The organism is Amycolatopsis keratiniphila (assembly GCF_000400635.2).
GTDB classification, from domain to species: Bacteria; Actinomycetota; Actinomycetes; order Mycobacteriales; family Pseudonocardiaceae; genus Amycolatopsis; species Amycolatopsis keratiniphila.
The window spans coordinates 4,639,664-4,665,626 of the sequence record NC_021252.1; the positions used below are offsets into that span (position 1 = coordinate 4,639,664).

Annotated in this window: 25 protein-coding genes; 5 read left to right on the forward strand and 20 right to left on the reverse strand. The window is 68.7% G+C overall.

The genetic code is table 11. From position 1 onward, the window contains the following. Nucleotides 1-11: 11 nt before the first annotated feature. From menC to AORI_RS62175, 9 genes are all read right to left on the reverse strand, one after another. Nucleotides 12-1,118 carry an o-succinylbenzoate synthase gene (menC, locus tag AORI_RS62135; RefSeq protein WP_016334573.1) on the reverse strand — a complete coding sequence of 369 codons (1,107 nt, stop codon included), beginning with the start codon at nucleotides 1,116-1,118 and terminating at the stop codon, nucleotides 12-14. Further along, nucleotides 1,115-1,999 carry a hypothetical protein gene (locus AORI_RS62140; protein ID WP_016334574.1) on the reverse strand — a complete coding sequence of 295 codons (885 nt, stop codon included), beginning with the start codon at nucleotides 1,997-1,999 and terminating at the stop codon, nucleotides 1,115-1,117. The genes menC and AORI_RS62140 overlap by 4 nt, the downstream gene beginning before the upstream one ends. A gap of 31 nt (nucleotides 2,000-2,030) precedes the next feature. Then, complete coding sequence (locus AORI_RS62145; RefSeq protein WP_016334575.1) at nucleotides 2,031-3,173, reverse strand: M20 family metallopeptidase; 1,143 nt, start codon at nucleotides 3,171-3,173, stop codon at nucleotides 2,031-2,033. Continuing rightward, nucleotides 3,170-4,645: an amidohydrolase family protein gene (locus AORI_RS62150; protein WP_016334576.1), complete on the reverse strand. Its 1,476-nt coding sequence runs from the start codon at nucleotides 4,643-4,645 to the stop codon at nucleotides 3,170-3,172. Before AORI_RS62150 ends, AORI_RS62145 begins: the two co-directional genes overlap by 4 nt. Nucleotides 4,646-4,878: 233 nt before the next feature. Next, entirely contained in the window at nucleotides 4,879-6,210 is a 1,332-nt protein-coding gene (locus AORI_RS62155; RefSeq protein ID WP_016334577.1) for a GH1 family beta-glucosidase, read from the reverse strand. A 32-nt stretch (nucleotides 6,211-6,242) separates the two neighbouring features. Next, nucleotides 6,243-7,082, reverse strand: coding sequence for a carbohydrate ABC transporter permease (locus AORI_RS62160; RefSeq protein WP_016334578.1), 840 nt, complete (start codon nucleotides 7,080-7,082; stop codon nucleotides 6,243-6,245). Then, nucleotides 7,075-8,031: a carbohydrate ABC transporter permease gene (locus AORI_RS62165; protein WP_016334579.1), complete on the reverse strand. Its 957-nt coding sequence runs from the start codon at nucleotides 8,029-8,031 to the stop codon at nucleotides 7,075-7,077. The genes AORI_RS62160 and AORI_RS62165 overlap by 8 nt, the downstream gene beginning before the upstream one ends. After that, on the reverse strand, nucleotides 8,031-9,344 hold the full coding sequence (locus AORI_RS62170) for an ABC transporter substrate-binding protein (protein ID WP_016334580.1): 1,314 nt from the start codon (nucleotides 9,342-9,344) through the stop codon (nucleotides 8,031-8,033). Before AORI_RS62170 ends, AORI_RS62165 begins: the two co-directional genes overlap by 1 nt. 166 nt (nucleotides 9,345-9,510) lie before the next feature. Beyond that, the gene (locus tag AORI_RS62175) at nucleotides 9,511-10,167 is read right to left on the reverse strand and encodes a GntR family transcriptional regulator (protein WP_016334581.1); all 657 of its coding nucleotides are present in this window, start codon (nucleotides 10,165-10,167) and stop codon (nucleotides 9,511-9,513) included. Between the two features lie 98 nt (nucleotides 10,168-10,265). Between AORI_RS62175 and AORI_RS62180 the strand changes: the two genes are divergently transcribed. Together AORI_RS62180 and AORI_RS62185 are read left to right on the forward strand one after the other, a co-directional pair. Next, entirely contained in the window at nucleotides 10,266-10,697 is a 432-nt protein-coding gene (locus AORI_RS62180) for a VOC family protein (RefSeq protein WP_016334582.1), read from the forward strand. Nucleotides 10,698-11,037: 340 nt separating this feature from the next. Then, a complete protein-coding gene (locus AORI_RS62185; RefSeq protein ID WP_016334583.1) occupies nucleotides 11,038-11,517 on the forward strand; it encodes a cupin domain-containing protein in 480 nt (159 codons plus the stop codon). Nucleotides 11,518-11,520: 3 nt separating this feature from the next. Here the strand turns inward: AORI_RS62185 and AORI_RS62190 are convergent, their stop codons facing one another. Then, entirely contained in the window at nucleotides 11,521-11,928 is a 408-nt protein-coding gene (locus AORI_RS62190) for a RidA family protein (protein ID WP_016334584.1), read from the reverse strand. Nucleotides 11,929-12,023: 95 nt separating this feature from the next. Between AORI_RS62190 and AORI_RS62195 the strand changes: the two genes are divergently transcribed. Then, complete coding sequence (locus tag AORI_RS62195; RefSeq protein ID WP_016334585.1) at nucleotides 12,024-12,407, forward strand: winged helix-turn-helix transcriptional regulator; 384 nt, start codon at nucleotides 12,024-12,026, stop codon at nucleotides 12,405-12,407. A gap of 80 nt (nucleotides 12,408-12,487) precedes the next feature. Further along, nucleotides 12,488-13,087, forward strand: a complete 600-nt coding sequence (locus AORI_RS62200) for a DUF6506 family protein (protein WP_043848139.1) — start codon at nucleotides 12,488-12,490, stop codon at nucleotides 13,085-13,087. On the opposite strand, the gene AORI_RS62205 is transcribed toward AORI_RS62200, so the two are convergent. Next, nucleotides 13,084-13,578 (reverse strand): MarR family winged helix-turn-helix transcriptional regulator, encoded by a 495-nt coding sequence (locus AORI_RS62205; RefSeq protein ID WP_016334587.1) that lies wholly within the window; start codon nucleotides 13,576-13,578, stop codon nucleotides 13,084-13,086. The genes AORI_RS62200 and AORI_RS62205 overlap by 4 nt on opposite strands. Nucleotides 13,579-13,599: 21 nt before the next feature. Continuing rightward, nucleotides 13,600-14,373, reverse strand: coding sequence for a maleylpyruvate isomerase N-terminal domain-containing protein (locus tag AORI_RS62210; RefSeq protein ID WP_081809797.1), 774 nt, complete (start codon nucleotides 14,371-14,373; stop codon nucleotides 13,600-13,602). A gap of 299 nt (nucleotides 14,374-14,672) precedes the next feature. Between AORI_RS62210 and AORI_RS62215 the strand changes: the two genes are divergently transcribed. Beyond that, the gene (locus AORI_RS62215) at nucleotides 14,673-16,121 is read left to right on the forward strand and encodes a DHA2 family efflux MFS transporter permease subunit (RefSeq protein WP_016334590.1); all 1,449 of its coding nucleotides are present in this window, start codon (nucleotides 14,673-14,675) and stop codon (nucleotides 16,119-16,121) included. Nucleotides 16,122-16,130: 9 nt separating this feature from the next. On the opposite strand, the gene AORI_RS62220 is transcribed toward AORI_RS62215, so the two are convergent. The 8 genes from AORI_RS62220 to AORI_RS62255 form a co-directional block, all read right to left on the reverse strand. After that, entirely contained in the window at nucleotides 16,131-17,258 is a 1,128-nt protein-coding gene (locus tag AORI_RS62220; RefSeq protein WP_016334591.1) for an acyltransferase family protein, read from the reverse strand. 57 nt (nucleotides 17,259-17,315) lie between these two features. Continuing rightward, complete coding sequence (locus AORI_RS62225) at nucleotides 17,316-18,710, reverse strand: sensor histidine kinase (RefSeq protein WP_016334592.1); 1,395 nt, start codon at nucleotides 18,708-18,710, stop codon at nucleotides 17,316-17,318. Then, nucleotides 18,703-19,380: a response regulator transcription factor gene (locus AORI_RS62230; protein WP_043848140.1), complete on the reverse strand. Its 678-nt coding sequence runs from the start codon at nucleotides 19,378-19,380 to the stop codon at nucleotides 18,703-18,705. Before AORI_RS62230 ends, AORI_RS62225 begins: the two co-directional genes overlap by 8 nt. A gap of 131 nt (nucleotides 19,381-19,511) precedes the next feature. Continuing rightward, nucleotides 19,512-21,275, reverse strand: a complete 1,764-nt coding sequence (locus AORI_RS62235) for a glycoside hydrolase family 35 protein (RefSeq protein ID WP_016334594.1) — start codon at nucleotides 21,273-21,275, stop codon at nucleotides 19,512-19,514. Beyond that, nucleotides 21,268-22,812 (reverse strand): alpha-N-arabinofuranosidase, encoded by a 1,545-nt coding sequence (locus AORI_RS62240; RefSeq protein ID WP_016334595.1) that lies wholly within the window; start codon nucleotides 22,810-22,812, stop codon nucleotides 21,268-21,270. The genes AORI_RS62235 and AORI_RS62240 overlap by 8 nt, the downstream gene beginning before the upstream one ends. Before the next feature lie 3 nt (nucleotides 22,813-22,815). Then, nucleotides 22,816-24,144, reverse strand: a complete 1,329-nt coding sequence (locus AORI_RS62245) for an ABC transporter substrate-binding protein (RefSeq protein WP_043848864.1) — start codon at nucleotides 24,142-24,144, stop codon at nucleotides 22,816-22,818. 23 nt (nucleotides 24,145-24,167) lie between these two features. After that, nucleotides 24,168-25,031, reverse strand: a complete 864-nt coding sequence (locus AORI_RS62250; protein WP_016334597.1) for a carbohydrate ABC transporter permease — start codon at nucleotides 25,029-25,031, stop codon at nucleotides 24,168-24,170. After that, nucleotides 25,031-25,960 carry a carbohydrate ABC transporter permease gene (locus AORI_RS62255; protein WP_016334598.1) on the reverse strand — a complete coding sequence of 310 codons (930 nt, stop codon included), beginning with the start codon at nucleotides 25,958-25,960 and terminating at the stop codon, nucleotides 25,031-25,033. The genes AORI_RS62250 and AORI_RS62255 overlap by 1 nt, the downstream gene beginning before the upstream one ends. Nucleotides 25,961-25,963 lie beyond the last annotated feature (3 nt).

A 25,963-nucleotide genomic window follows, 5' to 3' on the forward strand; every position in this document is an offset into this window, starting at 1 on the left:
TTCGTGGCGCGCTACGAACCGATCCACGTTTTCTCCGTGGTGACCTCGTCCAGGAGTTCCGGAATCGGAGTCACGCCCAGTCCCGGTCCCGTCGGCACCGGCAGGTGCCCGGCGTCCAGCACGAACGGCTCGGTGATGTCCGTGCGGTAGAACCGGCCGGAGGCCGAGGTGTCCCCCGGCAGCGTGAAACCGGGCAGCGAGGCCAGCGCGACGTTGGCCGCGCGGCCGAGGCCGGTCTCGATCATCCCGCCGCACCACACCGCCACCCCGTGCGCCGCGCAGACGTCGTGCACCCGGCGTGCTTCGAGGTAGCCGCCGACGCGGCCCGGTTTGATGTTGACGATCTGGCACGCGCCCAGCTTGATCGCGTCCGCGGCGGCCTTGGCGGACACGATCGACTCGTCGAGGCAGATCGGCGTCCGGATCCGCTTCGCCAGTTCGGCGTGGCCGAGCACGTCCTCCTCTTCGAGCGGCTGCTCGATCAGCAGCAGATCGAAGGCGTCGAGCCTGGACAGCAGGGGCGCGTCGCCCAGGGTGTACGCGGTGTTCGCGTCGACCTGGAGCAGCACGTCGTCACCGAAGCGCTCACGCACCTGCCGGACCGGCTCGACGTCCCAGCCGGGCTCGATCTTCAGTTTGATCCGGACATAGCCTTCGTCGAGGTAGCCGCCGACGACGTCGAGCAGCTGCGGGATCGAGTCCATGATCCCGACCGAGACCCCGCAGGCCACGGAATCGCGTGTGGACCCGAGCTCGGCGGCAAAGGACCGCTCGTGCGCGCGGAGTTCTGCGTCGAGGACCGCCATCTCCAGCGCCCCCTTCGCCATCCGGTGCCCTTTGAACTTCGCCAGCAACGGCGTCACCTTGTACGCGGTCACGTCCTCCGCGGCCAGCAGGGCGGGGATCAGGTGGGTGCGCAGCACGTGTTCGGCGGCGTCGTTGTACTCCGACGAGTAGAGCGGCGCCTCCATCGCAACACATTCGCCCCAGCCCTCGCCCGCCGGGGTCACCGCGCGGACGAGCAGCAGTTCCCGTTCCGACTGCGTTCCGAACGACGTCCGGAACGGGGCCACGAGCGGCATCCGGACCCGGCGCAGTTCCACACCGCTGAGTTTCACGACTGCTCCTTCGAGATCACGTACCAGCCGGCACGATCGAAACCGGCGACCTTGGCGTTGTCCGCCATCAGTCCACCGAGGACTTCACGCAGGGCGGCGCGCCACGCGGTACCGCGACCGGGGTCGGTACGGCGCAACCGTTCGATGTCGGACGGGACGGCGACGAGCACGGTCGGCGCGTCGGCCGATCCGATACTCGGACCACCGTCGGAGTCGACCGAGAGCGCCTTCACCGCGCCGAGCGCTTCTGCGTCGATCAGGACGGGTTCACCGAAGGCCGCGGCACGGACCTCCGGGCTCTTCAGGTCCCACCCGACCATCAGCCGGTCGGTGTCACCCGAACCGTTGATGCTGTCCTCCATCGGACCGTAGAAGTCGGGCAGGTAGCCGATCGGGCGCGCGCCGAGTTTCCCCAGGTTGAAATAGGCGTTGCGGCGCACCAGCGGGTCGAACGTCCAGGTGATCACCGAGACGTCCTGCAGCAGTGCCCACCCGCGCTGGTGCAGTTTGAGCGCGTGCCCGATCCCGCGGCCGGCCCCCGCCTTGGCGACGCCGGCGATGTGACTGTGCAGGCTCGCCTTTCCGGGGTTCCCGAAGAACCCGAAACAGGCCCCCAGCAGTTCATCGTTCTCGAAGGCGCCCGCGACGTAGTTCCCGGCGCTGGACATCGCGCGGAGCAGTTCGGTGCTCACCGGCCGCGCGCCGGGTGCCGATTGCCAGATCGACTCGAACAGGCCGACCACCGCGGCCAGATCGGCGATTTCGGTGAGTTCGCGGATTTCGACGCCCGAAGCCGCGGCGGCGGCCCGCGCGGCGGCGACGGCTTCGTCGCGCACCTCCGCCGACGCGAGGCTTTCCGCGTTCGTCGCAAGATTCGTCACGGGACAATCCTTTCCCCGCACGACGGCCGAGTCACCGTCGTGCCGTACCAGATTCGCCCGCGCGATTCGTCCCACCGGACGGATCCCGTTTCGCGAGCACGTTCTCCACGAGCGCGGCCAGCAAAGCGGTGCGGCGCGGCAGTTCCGCGACGACGACGTGTTCGTGATCCGCGTGTGCCCCGCCCCCGACGGCGCCCAGACCGTCCAAGGTGGCAACGCCGATGCCCGCGGTGTAATTGCCGTCCGAGGCGCCACCGACCGACGCGGAGGTCAGGGTCCCGAGGCCGAGATCGCCCGCCAGGTCCTGGGCGAGCGCGAACAATCCGGCCGACGAGGCCGCTTCGAGCGGCGGCCGGTTGATCCCGCCGGTCACCCGGACCTCGGCACCTTCCAGGACCGCGGGGAGTTCCCGCATGGCGCGGTCGACGCGGAGTTGCTCGGCCTCGTCCCATACGCGGACGTCAACGGCCACACTCGCGGCGGCGGGCACGGTGTTGACCGTCGTTCCCGCCGAGACGACGGTCGGTGTCACGCTCGTCCCGGCCACGGGGTCGGCGAGCGCGGCGATGGCGAGGATCTGGTGGGAGATCTCGATTCCCGCGTTGATCCCCTTCTCCGGTTCGAGCCCGGCGTGCGCGGCACGGCCGGTGACCTCGACCCGGTAGTGGGAAACGCCTTTGCGACGGCATTTCAGCGCACCGCCGTCGGCCGAAGCCTCCAGCACGAACGCCGCGTCACAGCCCGCCGCGGTCTCCTCGATCAGCGCGCGGGACGAGGGCGAACCGAGCTCCTCGTCGCCGGTGACCAGAATGGACAGTCCGTCGCGGTCGGGCAAGGTCGCCGCGGCGTGCAGCGCCATCGCGACGCCAGCCTTCATGTCGAAGCAGCCGGGGCCGCGCAGCACTCCGTCCCGCACCGAGAACGGATGTGTCTCCAGCGAACCGTGGGGCCACACCGTGTCGTGGTGACCGAGCAGCAGTACCCGAGCCGGGCCGTCACCGAATCGCCAGCGGAGATGGGTGACGCCGTCCACCACGATCCGCTCGGGCTCCGCACCGAGCAGCCTCAGGCCGACCTCGGCCACCACTTCGGCGCTGCGGGCCACCGCCTCGTGGTCCGACGACGGCGACTCGCAGCGCACGAGCGTCTCGATGTCGGCGAGCAGGTCGCTCATCGAGGCTCACCCCGCAACGGCTTGCCGGGGAACGCGTCCGTGCGCAGATTCCCGTCGGTGACGACCGGGACCCCCGAGACGAACAGGTGCCGCACACCGACCGAAGGCCTGGTCGGGTCGAAATAGGTCGCCGCGTCGGTGACGGCTTCCGGGTCGAGGACGACGATGTCGGCGTCGGCTCCGACGTTCAGCCGTCCCTTGGCCAGCGCCCCGGGAGCGACCTCGTCGAGCACGCGCGCCGGCAGGTAGGAGCAGCGCCGGAACGCCTCCAGCCACGTCCACGCCTTGCTCTCCCGCACCATCAGCCGCAACGTCTTGCTGTAGGTCCCGGACGTGCGCGGATGCGTCGCCCCGCCGGGCGGCAACGGCCATTCGGTGCTCTCGCTGGTGCCGTTCTTCCAGTACACGGGCAGCGCGTCACTGGCCACGATGGCGTCCGGGAACGCGAGCGCCTGGTGCAGCAGGCCGAGGTCGTGCGGGCTGCTTTCGTCGAGGAACTCCAGAATGCACGGCGCGCCGGGATCCTCGGCACGCACCTGGAGCAGGCGGCCTTCGTCGGCGATCCGCTCCCCCGACTCCAGCATGATCACACTGGACGGGGACAGGCCCTTCATCTTCAGGCGTTCGGGTGAGAGGAACGCCGCGCCGATCCCCGTGCTGCCCGCCCCGTACGGATAGGCCTCGACGGTCACCCGCGATCCGGCGGCGCGGCCTGCTTCGAGTGCCGCGAGCACGCGCTCGATCTGGTGGCCGGAAGTGCTGTTCACGTGGCAGTGGTGCATCGCGGCGCCGGTCTCGGCCGCGACGATCGCGATCTCCGCCGAGCCGTCGATGGGCGTCGCCGGATTCACCTCGACCAGTTCACGGACGTGCGTGTAGGTCGGTGCCCCGGCCTCCTTGGCCAGCCGGGCCAGCGCGAGGAACTCCCCTGGGTCGGTGTCGGGCGCGTAGCCGAGGAGCACGCCGACGCCGAGCGCGCCCGCGGTCAGTTCACTGTCCACTAGGGACAGCCAGGCAGCGAGCTCCTTCGGTGACGAAGTCCTTTGCCAGACGGGGTTTCCGAGTACCGCCAGCCCGCTGTCGATGTTCGCGTCCGGCTCGATCCCGGCGAGCACCTGCGCCCGCGCGGCGCCCCAGGACGCGGAGAATCCGTAGTGCAGCGGCCGTCCCGCCGCGGCCGCCTCGGCGTAGGCCCGCTCGATCGGCATCAAGCCGGCTTCGAGGTCGAGTGCGGTCGTCACCCCGTCCATCGCCTGAAGCCGCTGGCCCGCGATGGTGTGCACGTGGCTGTGCAGGTCGATGAAGCCCGGCCCGACGACGAGCCCGCGGACGTCGATCTCCACGTCGCCCGGCTCCGCGGTCAAACCCTCCCCGACGGCGGTGACCACCCCGTCGGATACCAGCACGTCGGCCGTACCGTCGAAGCCCGTCGCCGGATCGACGACACGACCGCCACGCAAGAGTGTCCGCATACTTCGCCTCCTAGGATCGCCTCGTTATGGCGACCCTAGGAGGTTTCAGCGGGCGTCCGTTCGTACCGCGCGACGAATCCGGGCCCCTCGGTCCATCCGCCCGTACGAACCGCTTGCCGGCTCAGCCCCGACGGGAGGCCATGCCGCTAACCCGGCCGGGTCGGTTGTCATGAAAGGGTCGTTCAGGACGAAATATGTCCTGAACGACCCTTTCATGACATACCGAAACCCCCTCAGCGTTTCCGGTGTGCCGCGATGATCTCCGCGTACCGGTGCCCGCTCGCCTTCACCGTGCGCACCTGCGTGTCGTAATCGACCCGCACGAGCCCGAACCGTTTGCTCAGCCCGCTGTCCCATTCGAAGTTGTCGAGCAGCGACCAGGCGAAGTAACCCTTCACCGGCGCCCCCGCTTCAGCGGCTCCGGCCACCGCGCCCAGATGTTCCTCCAGGTAGGCGATGCGGTCGGCGTCGTGGATCGAACCGTCCTCGGCGACCTTGTCGTCGAAGGCCGCCCCGCTCTCGGTGACGTAGATGGCGCGGGCGCCGTACTCGTTGGCGAGCCGGTGGATCAGGTCCGCGAGCCCCTGGCCGTGGATCTCCCAGCCCATCGCCGTGGTCGCCGCGCCCTCGACCGGCACCTGCCGGGCGCGGGGCGCGGGGCCTTCCGGGTCGTCCTCGACAATCTGCCGGAAGTAGTAGTTCAGCCCGTGGAAGCCGACCGGGGTCGAGATCACCTCCAGGTCGTTCCCGACGACCGGCGGTTCGACGCCGTAGACCTCGATCATGTCCGCCGGGTAGCCGCGGCCGTTCGACGGATCGAGCCACCAGCGGTTGACGTGACCGTCCATCCGTTTCGCCGCTTCGACGTCCGCCACGGAATCCGACGCGGGCTCGATCCCGCTGAGGTTGACCACGAGGCCGATGTTCGCGGACCGCGCGGCGTTGGCGGTGATCGCCTGCACGCCGAGGCCGTGCGCGAGCAGGAGATGATGCGACGCGTCGATGGCCTGCTTGAGGTCTTTGACGCCTGGGGCGAACCGGCCTTCGAGGTAGCCGAGCCACGCCGAGCACAGCGGTTCGTTGACGGTGTTCCAGTCCGCGACCCGATCTCCCAGCCGAGCCGCGACGACGGCGGCGTAATCGGCGTAGGCGTAGGCAGTGTCGCGCTCGGGCCAGCCGCCCTTCAGCGCCGATGGCAGGTCCCAATGGAACAACGTGGCGAACGGCCGGATCCCGGCTTCGAGCAACGCGTCGACGAGCCGGTCGTAGAAGTCGAGGCCCGCCGCGTTGACCGCCCCGCGGCCGGCGGGGATCACCCGCGGCCACGCGATGGAGAAACGGTAGGCGTCCAGGCCGAGTCGCTTCATGATGGCGAGATCCTCAGGCCAGCGCCGGTAGTGGTCGCACGCGACGTCGGCGGTGTCGCCGTTCAGGACGGCACCCGGGACCCGGACGAAGTCGTCCCAGATGGACGGGAGACGGCCGTCGGCGTCGACGGCGCCTTCCACCTGGTACGCGGCGGTGGCCGCACCCCACAGGAAATCGGCGGGCAGGTGCAGATTCAAGGCGGACCTCTCTGTACGGAGCGACGGGCGGGTCATTTCACGGCACCGGCGGTGAGCCCGGCGACGAGATAACGCTGGAGCAGCAGGAATCCGGCGACGACCGGGACGGAGACGATCAGGGACGCGGCCATGACCTGGTTCCAGTACACCTGGACCTGGGTGGAGTACTCCTGGAGCCCGACGGCGAGGGTCCGCGTGCCCGAATCGGTCATCACCGACGCGAACAGGACCTCGCCCCAGGCCGTCATGAACGAGTAGATCCCCACCGCGACGATGCCCGGCATGGCCGCCGGGACGACCACGCGGATCAGCGCGCCGAACGGCCCGGTGCCGTCGACCATCGCGGCCTCGTCGAGTTCCTTGGGGATCGAGTCGATGTAGCCGGCCAGCATCCAGATGGCGAACGGAAGCGAGAAGGTCAGATACGTGATGATCAGTCCGAGCCGGGAGCCGTAGAGGACGATGCCGGTGGTGTTGCCGATGTTGACGAAGATGAGGAACAGCGGCAGCAGGAACAGGATTCCGGGGAACATCTGCGTGGACAGCACGGTCATCTTGAAGAAATTCTTGCCACGGAAGCGGAACCTGCTCAGGGCGTACGCCGCGAAGATCGCGATCACCACCGAGAGGATCGCCGCCGAACCGGAGATGACCAGGCTGTTCACGAAGTAGTCGGCGAGCGGGATGGTCTCCCAGATGTCGAAGAACGGCTGGATAGTCAGCGTCGTCGGGATCCATTCCCAGGTGCCCTGTACGTCCCCGAGCGGCTTCAGCGACGACGAAACCATCGCGTACAGCGGGATCAGGGTGAACAGGGCGAGGAAGCCGAGGACGAATCGGCGGGCCCACGGGACCCAGCGAGGCTCAGACAACGGCGTTCCTCCTGCGTGCGGTCAGTCCCAAGTAGACGGTGCTGACGATCAACAGGAACAGCAGCAACAGCACCGACATCGCCGAGCCGAGACCGAAGTTCCAGGTCACGAAGGAGCTCTGGTAGATGTGGATCGAGATCAGCGACGCCTCCTTCGGCGCGGACGCTCCGAAAAGGACGTACGGCGTGTTGAAGTCGTTGAACGTCCACAGGAACAGCACCAGCAGCAGAACCTGGTTGACCGGGCGCAGCATCGGCTGGGTGATCGCCTGGAACTGGCGCCACCAGCCCGCGCCGTCGATGGCGGCCGCTTCGTACAGTTCGCCGGGGATGTTCTGCAGCCCGGCCATCACGATCAGGAACGCGAACGGCCAGTTGCGCCACACCGAGACGACCACCAGCGACCAGAAGCTGTTGTCCCCGATGAGCCAGAAGGAATCGGTGCCCAGCAGATCGTTCACCAGGCCGGTGTCCTTCTGGAACATGAACGACCAGGTGATCACCGCGGCGTACATCGGCAGCGCGTACGGCACCAGGAACAGCGTCCGGAGCAGGCCGCGGCCGCGGAAGTTCTTCTGCATCAGCACGGCGGCCGACGTTCCGAACAGCCAGCAGAATCCGACCGATAGGACGGTGTAGAGGACGGTGATCCAGAACGAGCCGAGCAGCGACTTCCCCGCCGCGGCGTCGAAGTCCAGCACGAACCTGTAGTTGTCCAGCCCGGCCGCCGGGGCGGACGAGAAGTCCCGGATGTAGAACTGCGTGAGCTTGAAGAAGCTCATCACGAGCCCGGCGACCATCGGGATCAGGTGGACGAGCAGTTCGAGCAGGATCGCGGGCAGCAGGAGCAGATACGGCAGCGCGACCCGGCGCCGGCCACGCCGGGCACGCCTCGGCCTGGGCGCCCCGGCCGCCTTCACGGCCGGGGCGTCGTCGAGCGCGGTCGGCATCAACCACCGGCCGCGATCTGCTGGTCCGCCTGGTTCAGCTGGTCCCGGATCTTGGCCCCGTCGACCGGCTTGCCCGCCGCGACGTCGGCGAACATCCCCTTCATCGCGGTGCCGATCAGGGTCTCGAACTGCGATTCCTGCGGGACCTGCGGCATCGGCTCGGCCGAATTCGCGAGCACGTTCTGGAACACCTTGACGTCCTCGGTCTGGAACGCCGCGTCGCTGTAGGCGTCCTGGACGGTCGGCAGCGATCCGTAGGTCTTGTTGAGCAGCGCCTGCTCCGGTGCCGAGACCATGAACTTGACGAAGTCCAAGGCGGCGTCGGGATTCTTGGTGTTCTTGAAGACCGACATGTTGATGCCCGCGACGAAACTGGTCACCTTCCGCCCGTTCGGCGGCGCGGTGGCGGGCAGCGGGATCGGCGCGACGCCGAGGTTCGCCATGTCCATCCCGATGTTCTTGAAGGACCCCGCGGAAGCCTGGTTCATGAACATCGCGGCCTTGCCGTCCGACAGATCTTTGAGCGATTTGGCGGTGTCGGCGTATTCGGCGTTGGCCGGGTTGACGATCTTGTCCTTCTGCATCAGGTCGACGAACTGCTGCACGGCCGCGACCGACGGATCCGACGCGAGTTGCGGTTTGCCCTCGGCGGTGAAGAACTGCGCGCCGTGCTGGGCGCCGAGGATCGCGGCGTGGTGGCTGTTCTCCGTGACCTGGCCCGCTTGGAGCGAAAGCCCCCACTGGCCCTTGTCGGGTTTGGTGAGCTTCTTGCCGTCTTCGACGAGCTCTTCCCAGGTGGCGGGCGGCTTGGTGATACCGGCCTCGGCGAAGAGTTTCTTGTTGTAGTACAGGCCGTACGCCTGGCCGTAGAGCGGTACGCCGACCGGCGGCTGTCCGCTCGCCCCGGTGGCCGCCAGCGACGGGCCGAGGAACCGCGACTTCCCACCGACCTTCTCCAGCGCGGCGTCGTCGAACGGCAGGAACGCCCCGGTCGCCTGCAACGAGGCCGACCACGTGTTGCCGATGTTGAGCACGTCCGGGCCCTTGCCGGAGGTGGTGGCCGCGAGGATCCGGTTGAGCAGATCCGTCCACGGGACGACTTCGAGCTTGACCTTGATCCCGGAGGCCTTCTCGAACTTGTCCAGTTCGGGCTGCAGGACGGCCTTGTCGTTGTCGAGACTGGTGCCCTGATTGGACGCCCAGTACACGAGCTCCTTGGGAGCATTGGACGCCGTGTCGCCGCCGCCGCACGCCGTCGTGGCGGCGGCCGCCAGCGCCAGGACGAGCGCGGGAGCGATCTTTCCGATTCGCATCGATGGTCCTCGGGGTGAGTGGCCAAGCCGCGTCCGGAGCCTGTGACCCGGGACACGCCTTATTTCATGGCTTGAGTTAAGCCGTGGCCCACCTTGCCGTCAAGACCCAAGGCATCATTTCGTCCGCCTCGGCACCGTATCGTTCACCAGGGGGTTCCGCCCAGGGTCACTTCCCGGTCAGCACGTCGAGCGCCTGCCCCCTGTGGACGGCGAACAGTTCGAGCGCCCTCTCCCCGTCGCGGGCACGAAGCGCGGACGCGAGCCGGCGATGCTCGGCCGGGATGTTCGCGAGATAGCCGTCGGAACTCACGCCGATCCGGGTCAGCAGGAACAGGTGCACCTGGGACCGGATCGCCTGCCACGCCTCGACGAGCCGCCGATGCCCGGAGGCGGCATAGACCGCGTCGTGGAAGTCGATGTCGCAGCGGACCATCTCGTGTTCGTCGCGGGCCCGGTCCATCCGGTCGACGACCTCGTCGATCGCGGCCAGCTCCGCCTCCGGGGCGTTCGCAACCACGAGCCGGACGGCGAGCTGCTCCAGGGCCGAGCGCAGGCTGTCGAGCTCCGCGACGTCCACATCGGACAGCGTCGTGACGATCGCGCCGCGATGCCATTCGCTGCGGACCAGGCCCTCGCGCTCCAGTTTCAGCAGCGCCTCGCGCACCGGACCTCGGCTGACCCCGAGCGCCTCCGAAAGCTCGACCTCGCGCAGCTGCGCACCGGGCGGATAGGCGCCGCCGAAGATGGCGTCCCTGACCCTGTCGGCCACCTCGTCCGCCAGCCCGCGACGACGCGCCGGCACCACCCTGCCGGGTTCGCTCATCCTCATCCTTCCGCCGGAACGCCGATCGTAGCGACCCCGCACTTTGTCCTAATGTTAACATTGGGACAAGTGCTCGCCCGCCGGAAAGGATCCTCGAAATGACCGTCCTCGACTCCCCCATCCCGCGCTTCCACCTCGCCATGCCCGTCGACGACCTGGCCGCCGCTCGAACCTTCTACGGCGAGGTCCTCGGCCTCGAACAGGGCCGCAGCTCCGACACGTGGATCGACTGGAACCTCCACGGCCACCAGTTCGTCACGCATCTCGCCCCGGAGCGGCCGCAGCGGATCCACAACCCCGTCGACGGTCACGACGTGCCCGTCCCCCACTTCGGCCTGATCCTCACCGTCCCGGAGTTCCAGAAGCTCGCGGATCGGCTGCGCGCCGCGGACACCTCGTTCGTCATCGAGCCCTACGTCCGCTTCGAAGGCCAGACCGGTGAGCAGTGGACGATGTTCTTGCTGGACCCGGCGGGCAACGCGCTGGAGTTCAAGGCTTTCGCCGACGACTCGCAGGTCTTCGCCGCCTGACCGATGGGCGCACCAAGTACGTGAAGGCCCCCTTCACTCGGCTCAGCCGAGGGAAGGAGTCCTTCACGCGCAGCCGTTGCGACTGCCGATGCGTGATGCGCGTGGGCTGAAGGCTCCCTTCGCCGCATCGGATGCGGCGAAGGGAGCCTTCAGCCCACGACGGATACGGGGTCGTGAGTGGCGGTGGCTTGATCGCATGCCAGGCCCACCAAAGCTCCACATCGATAACCTCCACATTATCGATCGGTCCGACTTTCCGCGTTGATCGACCCCTGCGCCCAAGAGAGGCTGGTCCTGTCAGCGAGCCTGCTGAAACACGAAGAACCAAGGAGACGCCACCATGTTCGACCCCTTCCTCCTGCGGGCCGCCGACGCCGAGATCGTCAGCGACGCGCCGGGCAGCGAGATCACGCTGCTGGCCGACTCGGACACCACCGACGGGGGCTTCACCGCGAACCGCGCGACTCTGAAGGACGGCGTCTTCGGCACCCCGGCCCACTTCCACACCCGCGCGACCGAGTTCTTCTTCGTGCTCGAAGGAAAGCTCCAGGTCCTCGTCGAGGAAACCCTGCACACCCTGGAGAAGGGCGACTTCCTCGCCGTGCCGCCCAAGGTGCCGCACGCGTTCGGGCCCGCCGCCGGGTCGGACGCCGACGTTCTGGTCACCTTCACGCCGGGCATGGCCCGCTTCGATTACTACCGGCTCCTCGACCGGGTCGCGCGCGGTGAAGCGGACCCCGCGGAGATCGCCGCGTCCTCGAAGCAGTACGACAACCACTACGTCGACAGCCCGGTCTGGCGCGCCGCGCGCGGTCAGTGAACGTCAGTCGATGACCGCGGTCGCCTCGACCTCGACGAGGTGCTCGGGCACATCGAGTGCCGCGACACCGATCAGCGTTCCCGGCGGGACCGGGGTTCCGCCCAGTTTCGCGGCGGCCCGGTCCACGCCTTCGAGGAACAGCGCGAGTTTGTCCGGCGTCCAGTCGACGACGTAGACGGTCATCTTCGCGACGTCGTCGAAGGTGGCGCCGGCCCCGGCGAGCGCGGCGCCGACGTTCAGGTAGCACTGCTCGACCTGCGCGGCGAGGTCGTCTTCGCCGACCAGGGCGCCGTCGGCGTCCCAGGAGACCTGCCCCGCGATGAAGACCAGCTTCGACCCGGTCGCGATCGACACCTGACGGTAGGCGGGGATCTCCGGCAATCCCGCGGGATTCACCAGGGTGATGCTCATCCGTACTCCTCATAGGTCACTTGTGGTTACCCAGGAACTGTAGGAGAGTGTGCGACGACCTGGAAGAACGCACTTTTTCGTGACTGGGGAACCCGATGGTGACCAAGCAGCTCAACGGTTCGGACGACGCCGATCTCCTGCGGGCGGACTCACTGGCGCGCGAGATCTTCTCCGACGTCGCCAACAAGTGGGCGCTCCTGATCATCGAAACGGTCGGCGACCGCACTCGGCGATTCACGGAGCTGCGCGACGACATCGAGGGCATCAGCCACAAGATGCTCACGCAGAACCTCCGCATGCTGGAGCGCAACGGCCTCCTCGAGCGGACGGTGCATCCGACGGTGCCGCCGCGCGTCGACTACACCCTCACCGAGGCCGGCCACGGCCTGCGCGCGACGGTCGACGGGATGTGCGACTGGACCCACCGGTTCCTCGGCCACATCGAGAACTCGCGACGCCGGTTCGACGCCCCCGCCTGAGCTTTCCGGAATACGTGGCGAGCCCGGCCGGTTAACCTTGGCATCAAGTAGTTCAATGCCAAGCTAACTGGGTGGGTGCGATGAGCGAGAACATCGATCTGTTCCTCTTTCTCGAACCGGGTTCCGACCCCGAGACCGACCGGGTGGTGCAGGACCTCGGCGACGCGGAGGCCCTGCTCGTCTGGGTTCCCGACGGCGCCGCCGCCGCGAAGGTCGCGTCCGAGGCCGTGGCCGACGGCGCCCGGCTCATGGAGCTGTACCGCGGTTTCGACCTCGCCTCGGCGGCGCAGGTCATCGAGGCCGTCGACGGCCGGGCGGCGGTCGGTGTGGCGGGGTACGGCGCGCCGGCTGCCCGGCCGGTCCGCGATTCCGCCACCGTCTTCGTCGGGCATCCGAGCGCCGATCCGGCGAAGCACCGCCTGGTCCGCGAGCACGCGAGCGGCGGCAGGACGACGGTGGTCTCGGTGCCGGACTCCCCCGCCGCGGTCCGGATCGCCCGCGAACTGGCCGACGCCGGGGCCGGAGCGATCGAAATCTGCGGTGGCACCTCACTGACCATCGCGCGTGACGTCGCGGCGGCGGTCGGCGACCGGGTGCCGGTGAGCCTGGTCGCCTGGCCGGTCGACTCGATCGAGCGCGCGGCCGCGTACAAGGCCGAGTTCGAGGCGGAGAACGCTTAGCCCGTTTCGGCGTGCAGGAGGAGCTTCTTCAGCAGGGCCGCCAGCGTCCGCCGTTGCGCCGGGCTGAGCGGCGACAGGATGTCTTCGTCGGCGACGAGGACGGCGTCCAGCGCCTTCGCCGCGAGGTCGGCCCCGGCCTTGGTGAGCCGGATCCGGACCGCGCGGCGATCTTCGGGATCGGAGTGGCGCTTCACCAGGCCACTCCGCTCCAGCCGGTCGAGCCGCGCGGTCATCGCGCCCGAGGTGATCAGCGCGGTCTCCGCCAGGTCCCGCGGATGCGTCCCTCCGGGGTCGTCGCGGCGCCGGAGGGTGTTCAGGACGTCGAAGTCGGCATAGCTGAGACCGAACGGCCGAAGCGCCTCGACGACGGCCGACTGGCCGTGCCCGGCGGTGCGGAACAACCGGCCGACCACCTGCAGGGCGCTGACGTCGAGCGCGCCGTCGCTGGCGGCCCACTCGTCGACCATGCGGTCGATGGAATCCTTCGGCACCGCGAAAGCCTAGCCGTGCCCTCAGGGCAGACGCACGACACGCAGGAAGGCGGGCAACAGCCACGGCCGCGGACCACTGACGACGACCTTGCCCGTCAGCGCGGAACGCACCTTGCCGACCCGGTGGAACAACATCAGGTTCAGCGACGGCGGATCGAACGAGATCCGCGCGTCGACGGGGCTTCCGGGTTCCTCGACCGTCACCCGTCCCCGATGCAGCACCAGCACGACCGGGGACGTGTACGCCGACCGGAACGCCACGGCGATCCTCCGCTCTCGGGGCGGCGCGTCGGTATCGAGGAGGTGCCCGACGTCATGGTTCAGCACACCGACCAGAAAGAGATCGAAGAACAACGCCGCGTCACCGGGCGGAATCGTCCAGGGCAGTTTCAGCGCCCTGGCGATGTCCCAGCCGTGGATCTGCAGTTCGTTGACCAGATGGGCGAGCACCCCGGCGAGCGGCACCTTCGAGCCCCCGAGCCAGTCCAGCGGCATCGCCGGATCGGCGTCCTCGGTCACGCGCAGTACTTCTTCGATGTCCGCGAGCAATCCGGTCACCAGCACGCCGAGGTCGCGTTCGGGAAAGTCCCGCAGCACCAAGCCGTTCAAGACGGAAACCGTGTCCACAGTGGTCTTTTCGACCTGGCTCTGCCCGCGGGCGTCCAGCACCGGGGCGCCGTCCGGACGCGCCAGCGACGTGTACATCTTCGCGATCATCGCGACGTGGGCGACCGTTTCGGCCACCGTCCACTCCGCGGTGACCATGGCGGACGGATCCGGGACGCGTCCCACCATTTCCGCGAATCGCGCGCCCGTCACCCGATAGGCTCGCCGCACCGAACGCCATCGATCCGCCGTGATCGCTCTGGTCACGGGCCGATTTTACCGTGCTGCCACCGGAAATCCGTTCCTCCGGCGTGCGGTCCGGACGCGCCCGAAAGGGCAGTGACCGTACTCACTACGGAAATTCACGTGACAGGCACCGACCGGCCCAGGCAGACTGAAGGACGAATTCACCCTCGCCTTCGCTGTCACCGTTGCCGTCGTCGAAGGCGGCCCACGCGGACCCGCGCCCTTCCAGGAGCCCTTCACTGATGACCGAGACCCTGCCCGAAACCACCCACGACCAGGAACGGGCACCGGCCAAAGCCGGGCTCCTGATCGGGGTCCTGGTCCTGTCCGCGTTCGTGATGATCCTCAACGAGACCATCCTGAGCGTCGCGCTGCGTGACCTGACCGTCGACCTGAAGGTCCCGACCACCACCGTCCAGTGGCTGACCAGCGGCTTCCTGCTGACCATGGCGGTCGTCATCCCGACCACCGGGTTCCTGCTCGAACGGTTCACCCCGCGCCAGGTCTTCCTCGCCTCGCTGACCCTGTTCAGCACCGGCACCCTGGTCAGCGCGCTCGCCCCGGGCTTCGCCCTCCTGCTGACCGGCCGGGTCATCCAGGCCTGCGGTACCGCGGTGATGCTGCCGCTGCTGATGACCACGGTGATGCGCCTGGTCCCGGTCGAGAAACGCGGCGCCACGATGGGCACGATCACCATCGTCATCGCGGTCGCCCCGGCGATCGGCCCGACCATCGGCGGTGCCGTGCTCTCCTCGCTCGGCTGGCGCTGGATGTTCTGGATCGTGCTGCCGCTCGCGATCGCAGCCCTGGTGGTCGGCATGCTGCAGCTGCGGCTGGAGAGCGACACCCGCAAGGTTCCCCTGGACGTGCTGTCGGTGATCCTGTCCGCCGTCGGTTTCGGTGGCGTGCTGTACGGCTTGTCCGTGTCCGGCGAGTCCGCCGGCGGACATCAGCCGGTGCCGCCGTGGGTGCCGATCGTCATCGGCGCCGCGGCCCTCGCGGTGTTCACCTGGCGCCAGTTGCGCCTGCAGAAGGAAGATCGCGCCCTGCTGGACCTGCGCCCGTTCACCCACCGCAGCTTCGTCGTCTCGCTGGTCCTGACGGCGCTGCTGTTCATGTGCCTGCTCGGCGCCGCGGCGATCCTGCTGCCGCTGTACCTGCAGACCGTGCTGCGCACCAGCACGTTCGTCAGCGGGCTCGCGGTGCTTCCCGGCGGTCTGGTCCTCGGGCTGCTCGGCCGTCCGGTCGGCGCGTTGTACGACCGCTTCGGCCCCCGGCCCCTGGTCATCCCCGGTGCGGCCGCGATGGCGGTCTCGCTGTGGCTGTTCGCGCTGCTCGGCCCGGAGTCGCCGCTGATCGCGGCCATCGCCATCCACGTCCTCCTGATGGGCGGGCTCGGCCTGATGATGACGCCGCTGATGACCGAGTCGCTGGGATCGCTGCCCGAGCACCTCTATTCACACGGCAGCGCGATCCTCGCCACCTTGCAGCAGCTCGCCGGCGCGCTCGGCACCGCCGTGTTCATCGCGGTGGCCACGGCGAGCACGGCCACGGCCGGGGCGGCCAGCCCCGACTCGGCGGGTATCCGCACCACGTTCATGGTCGCCGGTTGTGTCGGGCTGGCCGCGTTCGTCGGTTCGCTGTTCGTCAAGAAGAGTGCCGGCGGCGCCTCGGTGGCCGCTCACCACTGATCCACCGCTTTACCGCGCGCCCGTCGTGGCCTCCACCGGAGGCCCGGCGGGCGCGCGTCGTTCGACGACCTTCCGGCCGTAGGCGATGGCGGGCAGCTCGACCCAGCGGCGCAGCGCGCAGGCGAACACCAACGCGACACCCGTCGTAGCGGCGGCCTTGGCCAGTCCGCTGGGCAGCAGCCAGCCCGTGACCCCGGCGGCACCGGTCTGGGCGAGATAGAGCGCGTACGAGCGATCTCCGACGAAGGTCATCGGCCTGCACGAGAGCAGTGTCCGCACCGGGCCCGGTGAGACGACGGCGACGAGCAGCAGTGCCGAGCCCGCCGCGTAAACCGGGACAACGAACTGCCAATGCCCGCCGAGTGCCTTCGCCAGCGGGCCGACGGAGAACTGCAGCACGACGAAGCCGCAGCCGATCACCGTGGCGACGGCCGGGCTGGTCAGCGGCCGGACCAGGGCGAACCCACGCGGATGGTGGAGCGCCATCGCCAGGAGACAGCCCACGACTAGCGAGCAGTAGTGGACCGAGAGGCTCGCCCAGGTGTGCGACGGCGCCAGCGGCAGCGCGAACAGCACCACTCCGACAACGGCCGACGCGCCCAGCAGTAGCCGCAACGCGGCCTTCCCGCTTCGCGCGAACGACGTCAGCACCAGCAACGCGGGCCACACCAGGTAGAACTTCTCCTCCACCCCCAGCGACCACGAGGTCGGATACGGCGTGTTGAAGTCGACGAGTTCGTTGCCGAAGACGAGGTAGTACGGCATGGCGTCGGCGAGCCTGCTGCTCTGATACGTCCCGCCGATCGTCACCGCGATCGTGGTCAGCGCCAGGAGCAGGAAGTACACCGGCATGATCCGGAAGACCCGGCGCAGGTAGAACCCGCGCAGCGAGATCCGGCCGTCGCGGTCCTCCTCGCGCAGGGCCAGTGTCGTGATGAGGAATCCGGACAGCACGAAGAACAACTGCACGGCGATCCAGCCCTGGAGGCGGTCCACGACGGGGCCTCCGTAGTGGAAGAACACGACGGCCACGGCGGCGAGCGCGCGCACTCCGGTGAGGCCGGGGAACCACGACGAGGCCAGGTAGTCGGCGTGGCCGAGTGGCCGCCACCAAGAGCGGAGCGAAGGAGCGAACATGGCCCGAAGGGTCGGGCCGGGACGCTGAACCGAAGCTTAAGGAAGCTGAAGACGTCTTCAGGTTCGCGCTTCCGCCAACGGCAGGCGAACGACGAGGCGGGCGCCTCCGTCGTACTCGGCGACCTCGACGGTGCCGCCGTGCGCATGGGCGATCTCGGCCACGATCGCCAGCCCGAGGCCAGCGCCGCCTTCGTCACGCGCACGTCCGTCGTCCAGCCGCACGAAGCGGTCGAACACCCGCTCACGGTCCGCGGCGGGGATGCCGGGCCCGTCGTCGGTCACCGTCACCACGGCGAGATCGTCCACAATGGACGTGCGCACCTCGACACCGGTCCGGGCATGGCGTTGCGCGTTGTCCACCAGGTTCCGCAGCAGCCGTTCGAGCCTGCCGCGGTCACCGAGGACCGTCGGATCGTCCTCAATCTCGGCGCGGACGCCCTGCCGCCCGGACAGACAGGACTCGACCACTTCGGACAGCCGCACCGGGGTGGACCGTTCCGGCTCGGCGTTGTCGAGCTTGCCGAGCAGGACGAGGTCGGCGACGAGGTCCTGCAGCCGTGTGATGTCGAGGAGCGCGTTGCGGCAGGCGTCACGCCAGTCCAGCCGGTCCGGATGCGCGAGCAACACCTCGAGCTGCGTCCGCAGGGACGCCAACGGGGTGCGCAGTTCGTGCGACGCGTCCGAGGTGAACCGGCTCTGCCGGGTGACCGCGGTGTCCAGGCGCGCGAGCATCGTGTTCATCGTTTCGGCGAGCTTCGCGATCTCGTCGGCGCTGTCCGGGGCCGGGACCCGGCGGGAGAGGTCGTGCGCGCCGATCTCCGCCACCTCCGAACGGATCGCCTCGACCGGGCGCAGTGACCGGCGGACCGCGAACCACGCGATCGCCCCGATCAGCAGCGCGATCACCGGGACACCCACCAGCAGCGTCACCCGCACCGAATCGAGCGCGGCCTGTCCGGACTCGTCGACGACGGCGGCGCCGTAGATCCGGTACTTGCTGTCCCCGCTCGTGTCGGCCGCGACGTGCACCCGTGTTTCGGTGGTCTCGACATCCCGGCCGAGCACTCCCCGGCAGCCGACCGAACCCGCCATCTCCTCGTCGACGGCACCCGCCTCAAGCACCGATACGGAGTCCCCGCGCTGGTAGTCGTCCGCTTGGACGAGCAGCCCGTGCCGCAGCCCGGGGCATCCGATGACGCGCTTGCCCGACTGGTCGACCACTTCGTAGGCCGAGTCCCGGACGAGCAGGAGCAGGTCGGCCGGTGCGGCGCCGTTGTTCAGCAACTGCACGATCGCCGCCGCGCGTGCCCTCGCCACCTGCACCGCGCCGTTGCCCAGCCGGTTCTGGGCATCGAGCACCAGCCACGCCGAGACGACGCTGAGCGCGACAAGGGACGTCACGAACGACGTCAGCGCGACCCGGAAGCGGGTCGACCGCCACGCCTTAGGCACCGGAGCCCACCACGTGGTAGCCGGCGCCGCGCACCGTCCGGATCGTCTCCGCGCCGAACGGCACGTCGATCTTCCGCCGCAACGCGCTCACGTGGACCTCCACCAGGTTCGCGGTCGCCGAAGCCGCGAAATCCCAGAGGTTCTCCAGCAGCTCCGCCTTGGTGACCACCTCGCCCTGCCGCTGCATCAGATACGCCAGCAGGGCGAACTCCTTGGTGGTCAACGGGATCTCGGCGGTACCGCGACGGCAGGTGCGACTCGCCTGGTCCAGTTCGAGGTCGCCGAGCCGCAACGTGCCCGGGCGGATCGCTCCCCCGCGCCGGATCAGCGCCCGCAGCCGGGAGAGCAGCACGCCGTAGGAGAACGGCTTGGGGAGGAAGTCGTCGGCGCCGGTGTCGAGTGCCTCGATCTCGTCGTCCTCGCCGTCCTTCGCGGTCAGCATCAGGATCGGGGTGGTGTCGCCCCGTTCGCGCAACCTCCGGCACACGCGATACCCGTTCAGCCCGGGCAGCATGATGTCGAGGATCATCGCGGCGTACGGATGTTCGGCGGCGTACCAAAGCGCGTCGCGGCCGTTGTGCGCGACGTCCACCGCGTAGCCCTCGGCGCTCAAGCCCGCCCGGAGCGACTCGGCCAGGCGTCGCTCGTCCTCCACGAGCAAGATCCTCATCCGCTCACGATCCCATACGGCGCCGCTCGTGAGTGATCGAAGGCGGAACTCGCGTGATCAGCGGCGGAACACGCGAGTGCGGCCTCCAATCACGCGAGTCACGTCCCTGATCACGCGAGTCACGCCTTCGCTCACACCTCCGTGTGTCCCAACAGCGGCCGCGGCACGAACCTCGCCTCGGGTTCGAGCATCGTGTCCAGCTCCAGCACGACGAGGTCGTTGCGCCCCGCCCGGACCACCGGCCGCGGCACGTACAGCGTCCTTTGTGGACCGCGCCGCCAGTATCGGCCGAGCATGAACCCGTTGATCCAGACCATTCCCTTGCCCCAGTGCCCGGTGTCCAGGAAGAGGTCGGCGGGCTCGTCGAGCTCGAAGCCGCCCCGCACGGTCACCGGCCCGGACAACGGCCCCGCCGGGCGCTCGGCCTCGGAGACCTCGGGCAGGAGATCCGGCAGCGCGGGCACGTCGACGGGGATGACCTCCCAGCCCGTCAGGGGCTTGCCGTGCAGGCGAACGCCGCCGATGATCCCCTTGGCCTCACCGATCCGCTCCCCGTAGTTCACCCTGCCCTGGTCTTCCACCAGCACCACCAGCTCACCGCGAGCCCGGGGCAACGGGATCGCGCGATCGTGGTGCTCGCGGAGCAGGGTGCCGAGGCGGTCACCGTCGAAGAACACCGTCGCCCGGTCCCGCACCTCGCCGAAGATGAGCACGCCGGGCCGCCCGGCGTCGATGGTCGTCCGCAGGAATGCCAGGCGCGGGGCCGGGGTCAGTTCGTCGAAGGTGGGCAGGTTCTCGTGCTCCTGCGCGGTCCCCCAGCGGCGCGGCGAGTCGAGCAGCCACGTGGGGTCGCTCAGGGCCGCGACCGGCGCCGGGGCCGGCCGTGCCTCGGGCGGAACGCTGTCGGGGACCTTGTGGTAGCGCGCGATCACCTCGCGGAACGCGTGGTACTTCGGCGTCGGATCGCCCGCTTCGTCGAGCGGGGCGTCGTAGTCGTACGAGGTGACGAGCGGCTGGTAGACGCCCTTGTCGTTGGCCCCGTTGGTGAGCCCGAAGTTCGTGCCGCCGTGGAACATGTACAGGTTGACCGAGGCGCCGGCCGCGAGCAGTGCGTCGAGATCCGCCGCCGAGTCTTCGACCGAGGTGGTGTGGTGGTGCGCGCCCCAATGGTCGAACCAGCCGTTCCAGAACTCGCTGCACATCAAGGGACCCGTCGGCTGGTGCTCCCGCAGCGTCTTGAGCCGTGCCGTGCTCTGCGAACCGAACGACGCCGTCCGGTGGAGCACCCCGTCGAGACCGCCGTTCGCCAGCATCTCGTGGGTCGGCTGGTCCACCGTGGTCAGCGGGACGGTGATCCCGGCGGCGCGGGTGTGGTCGGTCAGCGCGGCCAGGTACCGCTTGTCGGAACCGAAGGCGCCGTACTCGTTCTCCACCTGCACGAGCAGCACCGGCCCGCCCCGGTCGATCTGGTGCGGCGCCACCACGCGGTACACGTCGTCCAGGTAGCCGCGGACGGCGGCGAGGTAGTGCGGTTCGAACTCACGGACGCGGAGTTCGGGGTCCCGCAGCAGCCAGGCCGGCAGGCCGCCGTTGTCCCATTCCGCGCAGATGTACGGCCCGGGCCGGACGATCGCGTACATCCCGGCCTCGGCGATCAGCCGGAGGAACCGGTCGAGGTCGAGGCCGCCGGAGACAGCGAACTCGCCCTGCTCCGGCGAGTGCGCGTTCCAGGCGACGTAGGTCTCGATGGTGTTGAGACCCATGCGGCGGGCCTTGTCGATCCGATCGGCCCAGAGGTCCGGATGCACACGGAAGTAGTGCAGCGCTCCGGAAATGATCTGGAACGGTTTCCCGTCGAGCAGGAAGTCGGTCTCCCCGATGGTGAACTCAGGCATCCCGGACCACCTCCGAGGTCAGCCGGAACGCGGTCCAGGAAAGGGGTGGGAGGGTGACGGTGATGATGGTTCCTTCCGGATCGTGCGCGACTGTCGCGCCGGGCAACGGGACGGGCCGGACCGGCTCCGCGTCGGCTGAATTCGTGAGATGACGGTCGTGTCCGTCGGGAGCCGCGACGGTCCAGGTCTCCGCGAGCGCCAGTCGCGCGCCGCGGATACGCAGCCGGACGTCGGTCGAGGAGCCGGTCGCGCGATTGGTGAGGAACACGGCACAGCGGCCGTCTTCGTCGAAGGTCGCCGCCGCGTCGACGACGTCCACGCGGCCGCAGAGTCCGGTGTGGACGGTGTCACCCGTGACGCTGAGCCAGAGGCTGTTCCCCACGGCCAGCGCCGAGGTGAGGCTGAACGGGTGGAACGTCGACTGCCGCCACGCCCGGCCACCGGGCTCGGTCCGGATCGGCGCGATGACGTTCACCAGCTGCGCCTGGTTGGCCATCGTGACGCGGTCGACGTTGCGCAGCAGGGAGCCGAGCAGGGATCCGACGACGACCGCGTCGGTGACGGTGTAGTCGTCTTCGATGATCCGCGGCTGTTCACGCCAGCCGCCGTCGATCAGTTCCCGTTGCTCGACTTCGTTCCAGTGGCGCTGATCCCAGACGTTCCACTCGTCGACGCTGATGCCGATCTTCTTGTCCAGCCCGGCCTTCGCCAGGACGTCGTCGATGATCCCGCCGGTGGTCCGGATGTAGCCGTCAAGCGCGGTGGAGCTGGCGAGGTAACTGGCGACGTCGCCGTCGTGTTCCTGGTAGTAGGCGTGCAATGAGAGGTGGTCGACGAGCCCCGCGGTGTGTTCCAGGACGGTGCGCTCCCACGCGCCGAATGTCGGCATCTCACTGTTCGAACTCCCCGCGACCACGAGTTCGACATCGGGGTCGATCATCCGCATGAGACGCGCGGTCTCGGCGGCCAGCCGGCCGTACTCGTCCGCGGTCTTGTGCCCGACCTGCCACGGCCCGTCCATCTCGTTGCCGAGACACCACAGCCGGAACCCGAACGGGCGGTCGGCGCCGTTCGCGCGCCGCCGCTCGCTCAGTTCCGTTCCGCCGGGGTGGTTGCAGTACTCGAGGACGTCGGCGGCCTCCTGGACACCGCGGGTGCCGAGGTTGACCGCGTACATCACCTCGACCTCAGCGGCCTCCGCCCACGCCGCGAACTCGTGCAGCCCGAAACGGTTCGACTCGATGCTGTGCCACGCGGGATCGAGCCGGACGGGCCGGCTTTCCACCGGCCCGACGCCGTCCTCCCAGCGGTACGCGGAAACGAAGTTCCCGCCGGGATAGCGGACGACGGACGGACCCAGCTCGCGGACCAGCCCGAGGACGTCGCCACGGAAACCCTGACCGTCCGAAGTGGAGTGTCCGGGTTCGAAGATCCCGGTGTGGACGGACCGGCCCATGTGCTCGACGAAGGAGCCGGACAGCCGTCGCGGCACCGGCCCGATCACGTCGGAGACGTCGGCTTCAATCTCGATGCCCACGCCTCACCCCGCGCTGACGGTGAAGCCCTGCTGGTTGCCGTAGTCGACGATCGCCTGTTGCCAGGCGTTCAGTCCGGCGTCGAGCGAGGTGCCGCCGAGGTAGGCCTTGCCGACCGTGTCACTGAAGACACTGTTGGCGTAGGTCTGGTACGGCAGGTAGCTCCAGCCCTTCGCGACGTTCTTCGACGCGTCGTTGAGCACCTGGTTGATCTTCTGGCCGCCGAAGTAGGGATCGGCCTGGTCGAGGAAGGCGGGCGAGTTCAGGTCGGCCGTCGTCGCCGGGAAGCCGCCGCTGGCGATGAACGGCTTGACCCCGTTGCCGTGGTTGAGCCAGCGGACGAACGCCGCGGCCAGCGCCGGGTTGCCGCTCTGCTTCAGCACCGACTGCGTGCTGCCGCCGTTCTCCGCGGTGACCGGCTGTCCGTCGTAGGTCGGCATCGGCGCCACCGCCCATTTGCCCGCGCCGCCGGGCACCGAGGACTTGAAGTTGCCCGGCATCCAGGCGCCGGTGACGAGCGAGGCGATGGTGCCGTCACCGAGTGCGCGGAACCAGTCGTCGGACCACTCCTTGATCGGGGCGAGGAGCTTGCCCTCGACCAGCTGGTTCCAGGTGGCCGTCCACTTCTTGGTGCCCGCGTCGGCCAGGTCGACCTTGACGTTCCGGCCGTCGGAGGTGAACGGTTTCCCGCCCGCCTGCCAGATCATGCTGGTGGCGAAGCCGGGGTCGCCGGTGTCGGAGGTGAGGTACTTGCCGGGGTCGGCCGTGTTCAGCTTCTTGGCCGCGGCGACGTACTCGTCCCAGGTCTTCGGCACGGCGATGCCGTGGGCGTCGAAGACTTCTTTGTTGTAGAACAACGCCATCGGACCGGAGTCCTGCGGGAGGCCGTATAGGCCGTTATTCACCCGGACACTGGACCAGGTCGAGGGCGTGTAGTCCTTTTCGAAGGCCCCGAAGCCGTACTGATCGAGATTGGCCAGCGAATCGGTGAGCGCGAACTGCGGCAACGCGTAGTACTCGATCTGCGCGACGTCCGGCGCCCCGGAGCCCGCCTTGATCGCGTTCTGCAGTTTGGTGTACTGCTCCTTGTTGGTACCGGCGTTGACGTAGTTGACCTTGACGTTCGGGAACTCCTTCTCGAACGCGGCGACCTGGTCCTTCGCGGACGGCGTCCAGCTCCAGTACGTGATCGTGCCGCCCGCCTTGAGCGCGGCGTCGACCGAGTCCTGCGACCCGGTGGCCGGGCCCTCCGCACCGGACGAACAACCGACGGCCAGTGCCGCGGTCAAGGCGACGGCGACGGCTGCCTTGACGCGTCTGTGGATTCGCGACATCGAATGTCCTTTCGGGACGGTGATCATTGCTTGACGCTGCCCGCGCTCAGCCCGGACTGCCAGTAGCGCTGCATGAGCAGGAAGGCGATGACGAGCGGGACGATGGTGAGCAGCGAACCGGTCAGCACCAGGTGGTAGACCGGCTGGGCGCCCGCCCCGGAGGCCTGCGCGCTCCACTGGTTGAGCCCGACGGTGAGCGGATACCACTTCGGCTCGCTGAGCATGATCAGCGGGAGGAAGTAGTTGTTCCAAGTGGACACCACGGTGAACAGGGCCACCGTGACGATCCCCGGCGCCAGCTGGCGCAGTGTCACGGTGAGGAAGATGCGGATCTCCCCCGCGCCGTCGATCCGCGCCGCTTCCAGCAGCTCGTCGGGGATGGCGTCGGAGGCGTACACCCAGATCAGGTACAGGCCGAACGGGCTGATGAGCGACGGGATGATGATCGCGAGCGGCGTGTTGGTGAGGCCGAGTTCGCTGAACATCAGGAAGGTCGGCACCGCGAGCGCCGTACCGGGGACCGCGACCGCGCCCAGTACGACCGCGAACACCGCACGGCGGCCGGGAAAACGGTACTTCGCCAGGCCGTACCCGGCCGCGGTGGCCAGGACGGTCGCTCCCCCGGCGCCCACCACGACGTAGAGCAGCGTGTTCCCCAGCCAGCGCAGGAAGATCCCGTTGTCGTAGGTGAAGGTCTCGCCGATGTTGTCGAACAACGCGAACGGCCCGCCGAACGCCAGGCCCGACGTGGTGAACAGGGCCGGCTGCGTCTTGGTCGCGTTGATCACCAGCCACACCAGCGGCACGAGCGTGTAGATCAGGTACAGCGCCATGACGGCGGTGAGGACACGCGACTTCCGTGGCCGCGTCACCGAGAACGTCGCCATCACATCCCCTTCCGGGATCCGCGCAGCTGCACGACATAGGCGATGACCGCGGTGATGACGCCCATCACGATCGCCACGGTGGCGGAGTAGTTGTACTGCTGCGCGCCGAAGGAAAGGTTGTAGGCGTACATGTTCGGCGTGTAGAACGTGCCGATCACGTTGGGCGCCAGGGTGCGCATGATGTTCGGTTCGTTGAACAGCTGGAAGCTGCCGATGATCGAGAAGATCGTGGCGATGACGATCGCCCCGCGCAGCGCGGGCAGCTTCACGCTCAGGATGGTGCGGAACGCGCCGGCGCCGTCGATCGCCGCGGCCTCGAACTGTTCCTTGGGGATCACCTTCAGCGCGGAGTAGAAGATGAGCATGTTGTACCCGGCGAACTCCCAGGTGACGACGTTGCCGATGGAAGCGAGCATCCAGTTGTCCGACAACGGTTTCACCACGTCGCGGCCGAGCAGGTGGTTCAGATCGGCGGCCAGCCCGAAGTGGTCGCCGTAGAGGAATCCCCACATCAGCGCGGCGACCACGGCGGGTACGGCGTAGGGCAGGAAGATCACGACCCGGAAGAAACCGGCGGCGTGCAGCCGGGCGCTGTCGATCGCCAGCGCCGCGATCAGCGCGAGCACCAGCATGATCGGCACCTGCACGGCGAGGAACACCAGCACCCGCTGGAAGGAGTCCCAGAACTTCGGGTCGGCGAGCACCTGCGCGTAGTTGTCCACCCCGACGAACGTCGTGCCGCCGAAGAATGCCTGTTCGCGGAACAGGCTCAGGACGAACGCGTAGCCGGTCGGGGCAAGAAACGTCAGCGCGAACACCAGCATGAACGGGGCGACGAAAAGCCAGCCTCGCCAGTCGCGGCGGGCGCGGCGCGCGGTGGCCGCACGGCGGGGCGGCGCCGGCGTCGGCGCGACCGCTGTGGACGTCATCGT

Excerpts from the sequence above, each read along its gene's own strand:
- AORI_RS62235 (WP_016334594.1), bottom strand. The coding sequence starts at position 21,275 with ATGCCTGAGTTCACCATCGGGGAGACCGACTTCCTGCTCGACGGGAAA.
- AORI_RS62175 (WP_016334581.1), bottom strand. The coding sequence starts at position 10,167 with ATGAGCGAACCCGGCAGGGTGGTGCCGGCGCGTCGTCGCGGGCTGGCG.
- AORI_RS62255 (WP_016334598.1), bottom strand. The coding sequence starts at position 25,960 with ATGACGTCCACAGCGGTCGCGCCGACGCCGGCGCCGCCCCGCCGTGCG.
- AORI_RS62220 (WP_016334591.1), bottom strand. The coding sequence starts at position 17,258 with ATGTTCGCTCCTTCGCTCCGCTCTTGGTGGCGGCCACTCGGCCACGCC.
- AORI_RS62210 (WP_081809797.1), bottom strand. The coding sequence starts at position 14,373 with ATGGTGGGACGCGTCCCGGATCCGTCCGCCATGGTCACCGCGGAGTGG.
- AORI_RS62250 (WP_016334597.1), bottom strand. The coding sequence starts at position 25,031 with ATGGCGACGTTCTCGGTGACGCGGCCACGGAAGTCGCGTGTCCTCACC.
- AORI_RS62190 (WP_016334584.1), bottom strand. The coding sequence starts at position 11,928 with ATGAGCATCACCCTGGTGAATCCCGCGGGATTGCCGGAGATCCCCGCC.
- AORI_RS62165 (WP_016334579.1), bottom strand. The coding sequence starts at position 8,031 with ATGCCGACCGCGCTCGACGACGCCCCGGCCGTGAAGGCGGCCGGGGCG.
- AORI_RS62200 (WP_043848139.1), top strand. The coding sequence starts at position 12,488 with ATGAGCGAGAACATCGATCTGTTCCTCTTTCTCGAACCGGGTTCCGAC.
- AORI_RS62195 (WP_016334585.1), top strand. The coding sequence starts at position 12,024 with ATGGTGACCAAGCAGCTCAACGGTTCGGACGACGCCGATCTCCTGCGG.
- AORI_RS62180 (WP_016334582.1), top strand. The coding sequence starts at position 10,266 with ATGACCGTCCTCGACTCCCCCATCCCGCGCTTCCACCTCGCCATGCCC.
- AORI_RS62170 (WP_016334580.1), bottom strand. The coding sequence starts at position 9,344 with ATGCGAATCGGAAAGATCGCTCCCGCGCTCGTCCTGGCGCTGGCGGCC.
- AORI_RS62185 (WP_016334583.1), top strand. The coding sequence starts at position 11,038 with ATGTTCGACCCCTTCCTCCTGCGGGCCGCCGACGCCGAGATCGTCAGC.
- AORI_RS62150 (WP_016334576.1), bottom strand. The coding sequence starts at position 4,645 with ATGCGGACACTCTTGCGTGGCGGTCGTGTCGTCGATCCGGCGACGGGC.
- AORI_RS62245 (WP_043848864.1), bottom strand. The coding sequence starts at position 24,144 with ATGTCGCGAATCCACAGACGCGTCAAGGCAGCCGTCGCCGTCGCCTTG.
- AORI_RS62145 (WP_016334575.1), bottom strand. The coding sequence starts at position 3,173 with ATGAGCGACCTGCTCGCCGACATCGAGACGCTCGTGCGCTGCGAGTCG.
- AORI_RS62215 (WP_016334590.1), top strand. The coding sequence starts at position 14,673 with ATGACCGAGACCCTGCCCGAAACCACCCACGACCAGGAACGGGCACCG.
- AORI_RS62230 (WP_043848140.1), bottom strand. The coding sequence starts at position 19,380 with ATGAGGATCTTGCTCGTGGAGGACGAGCGACGCCTGGCCGAGTCGCTC.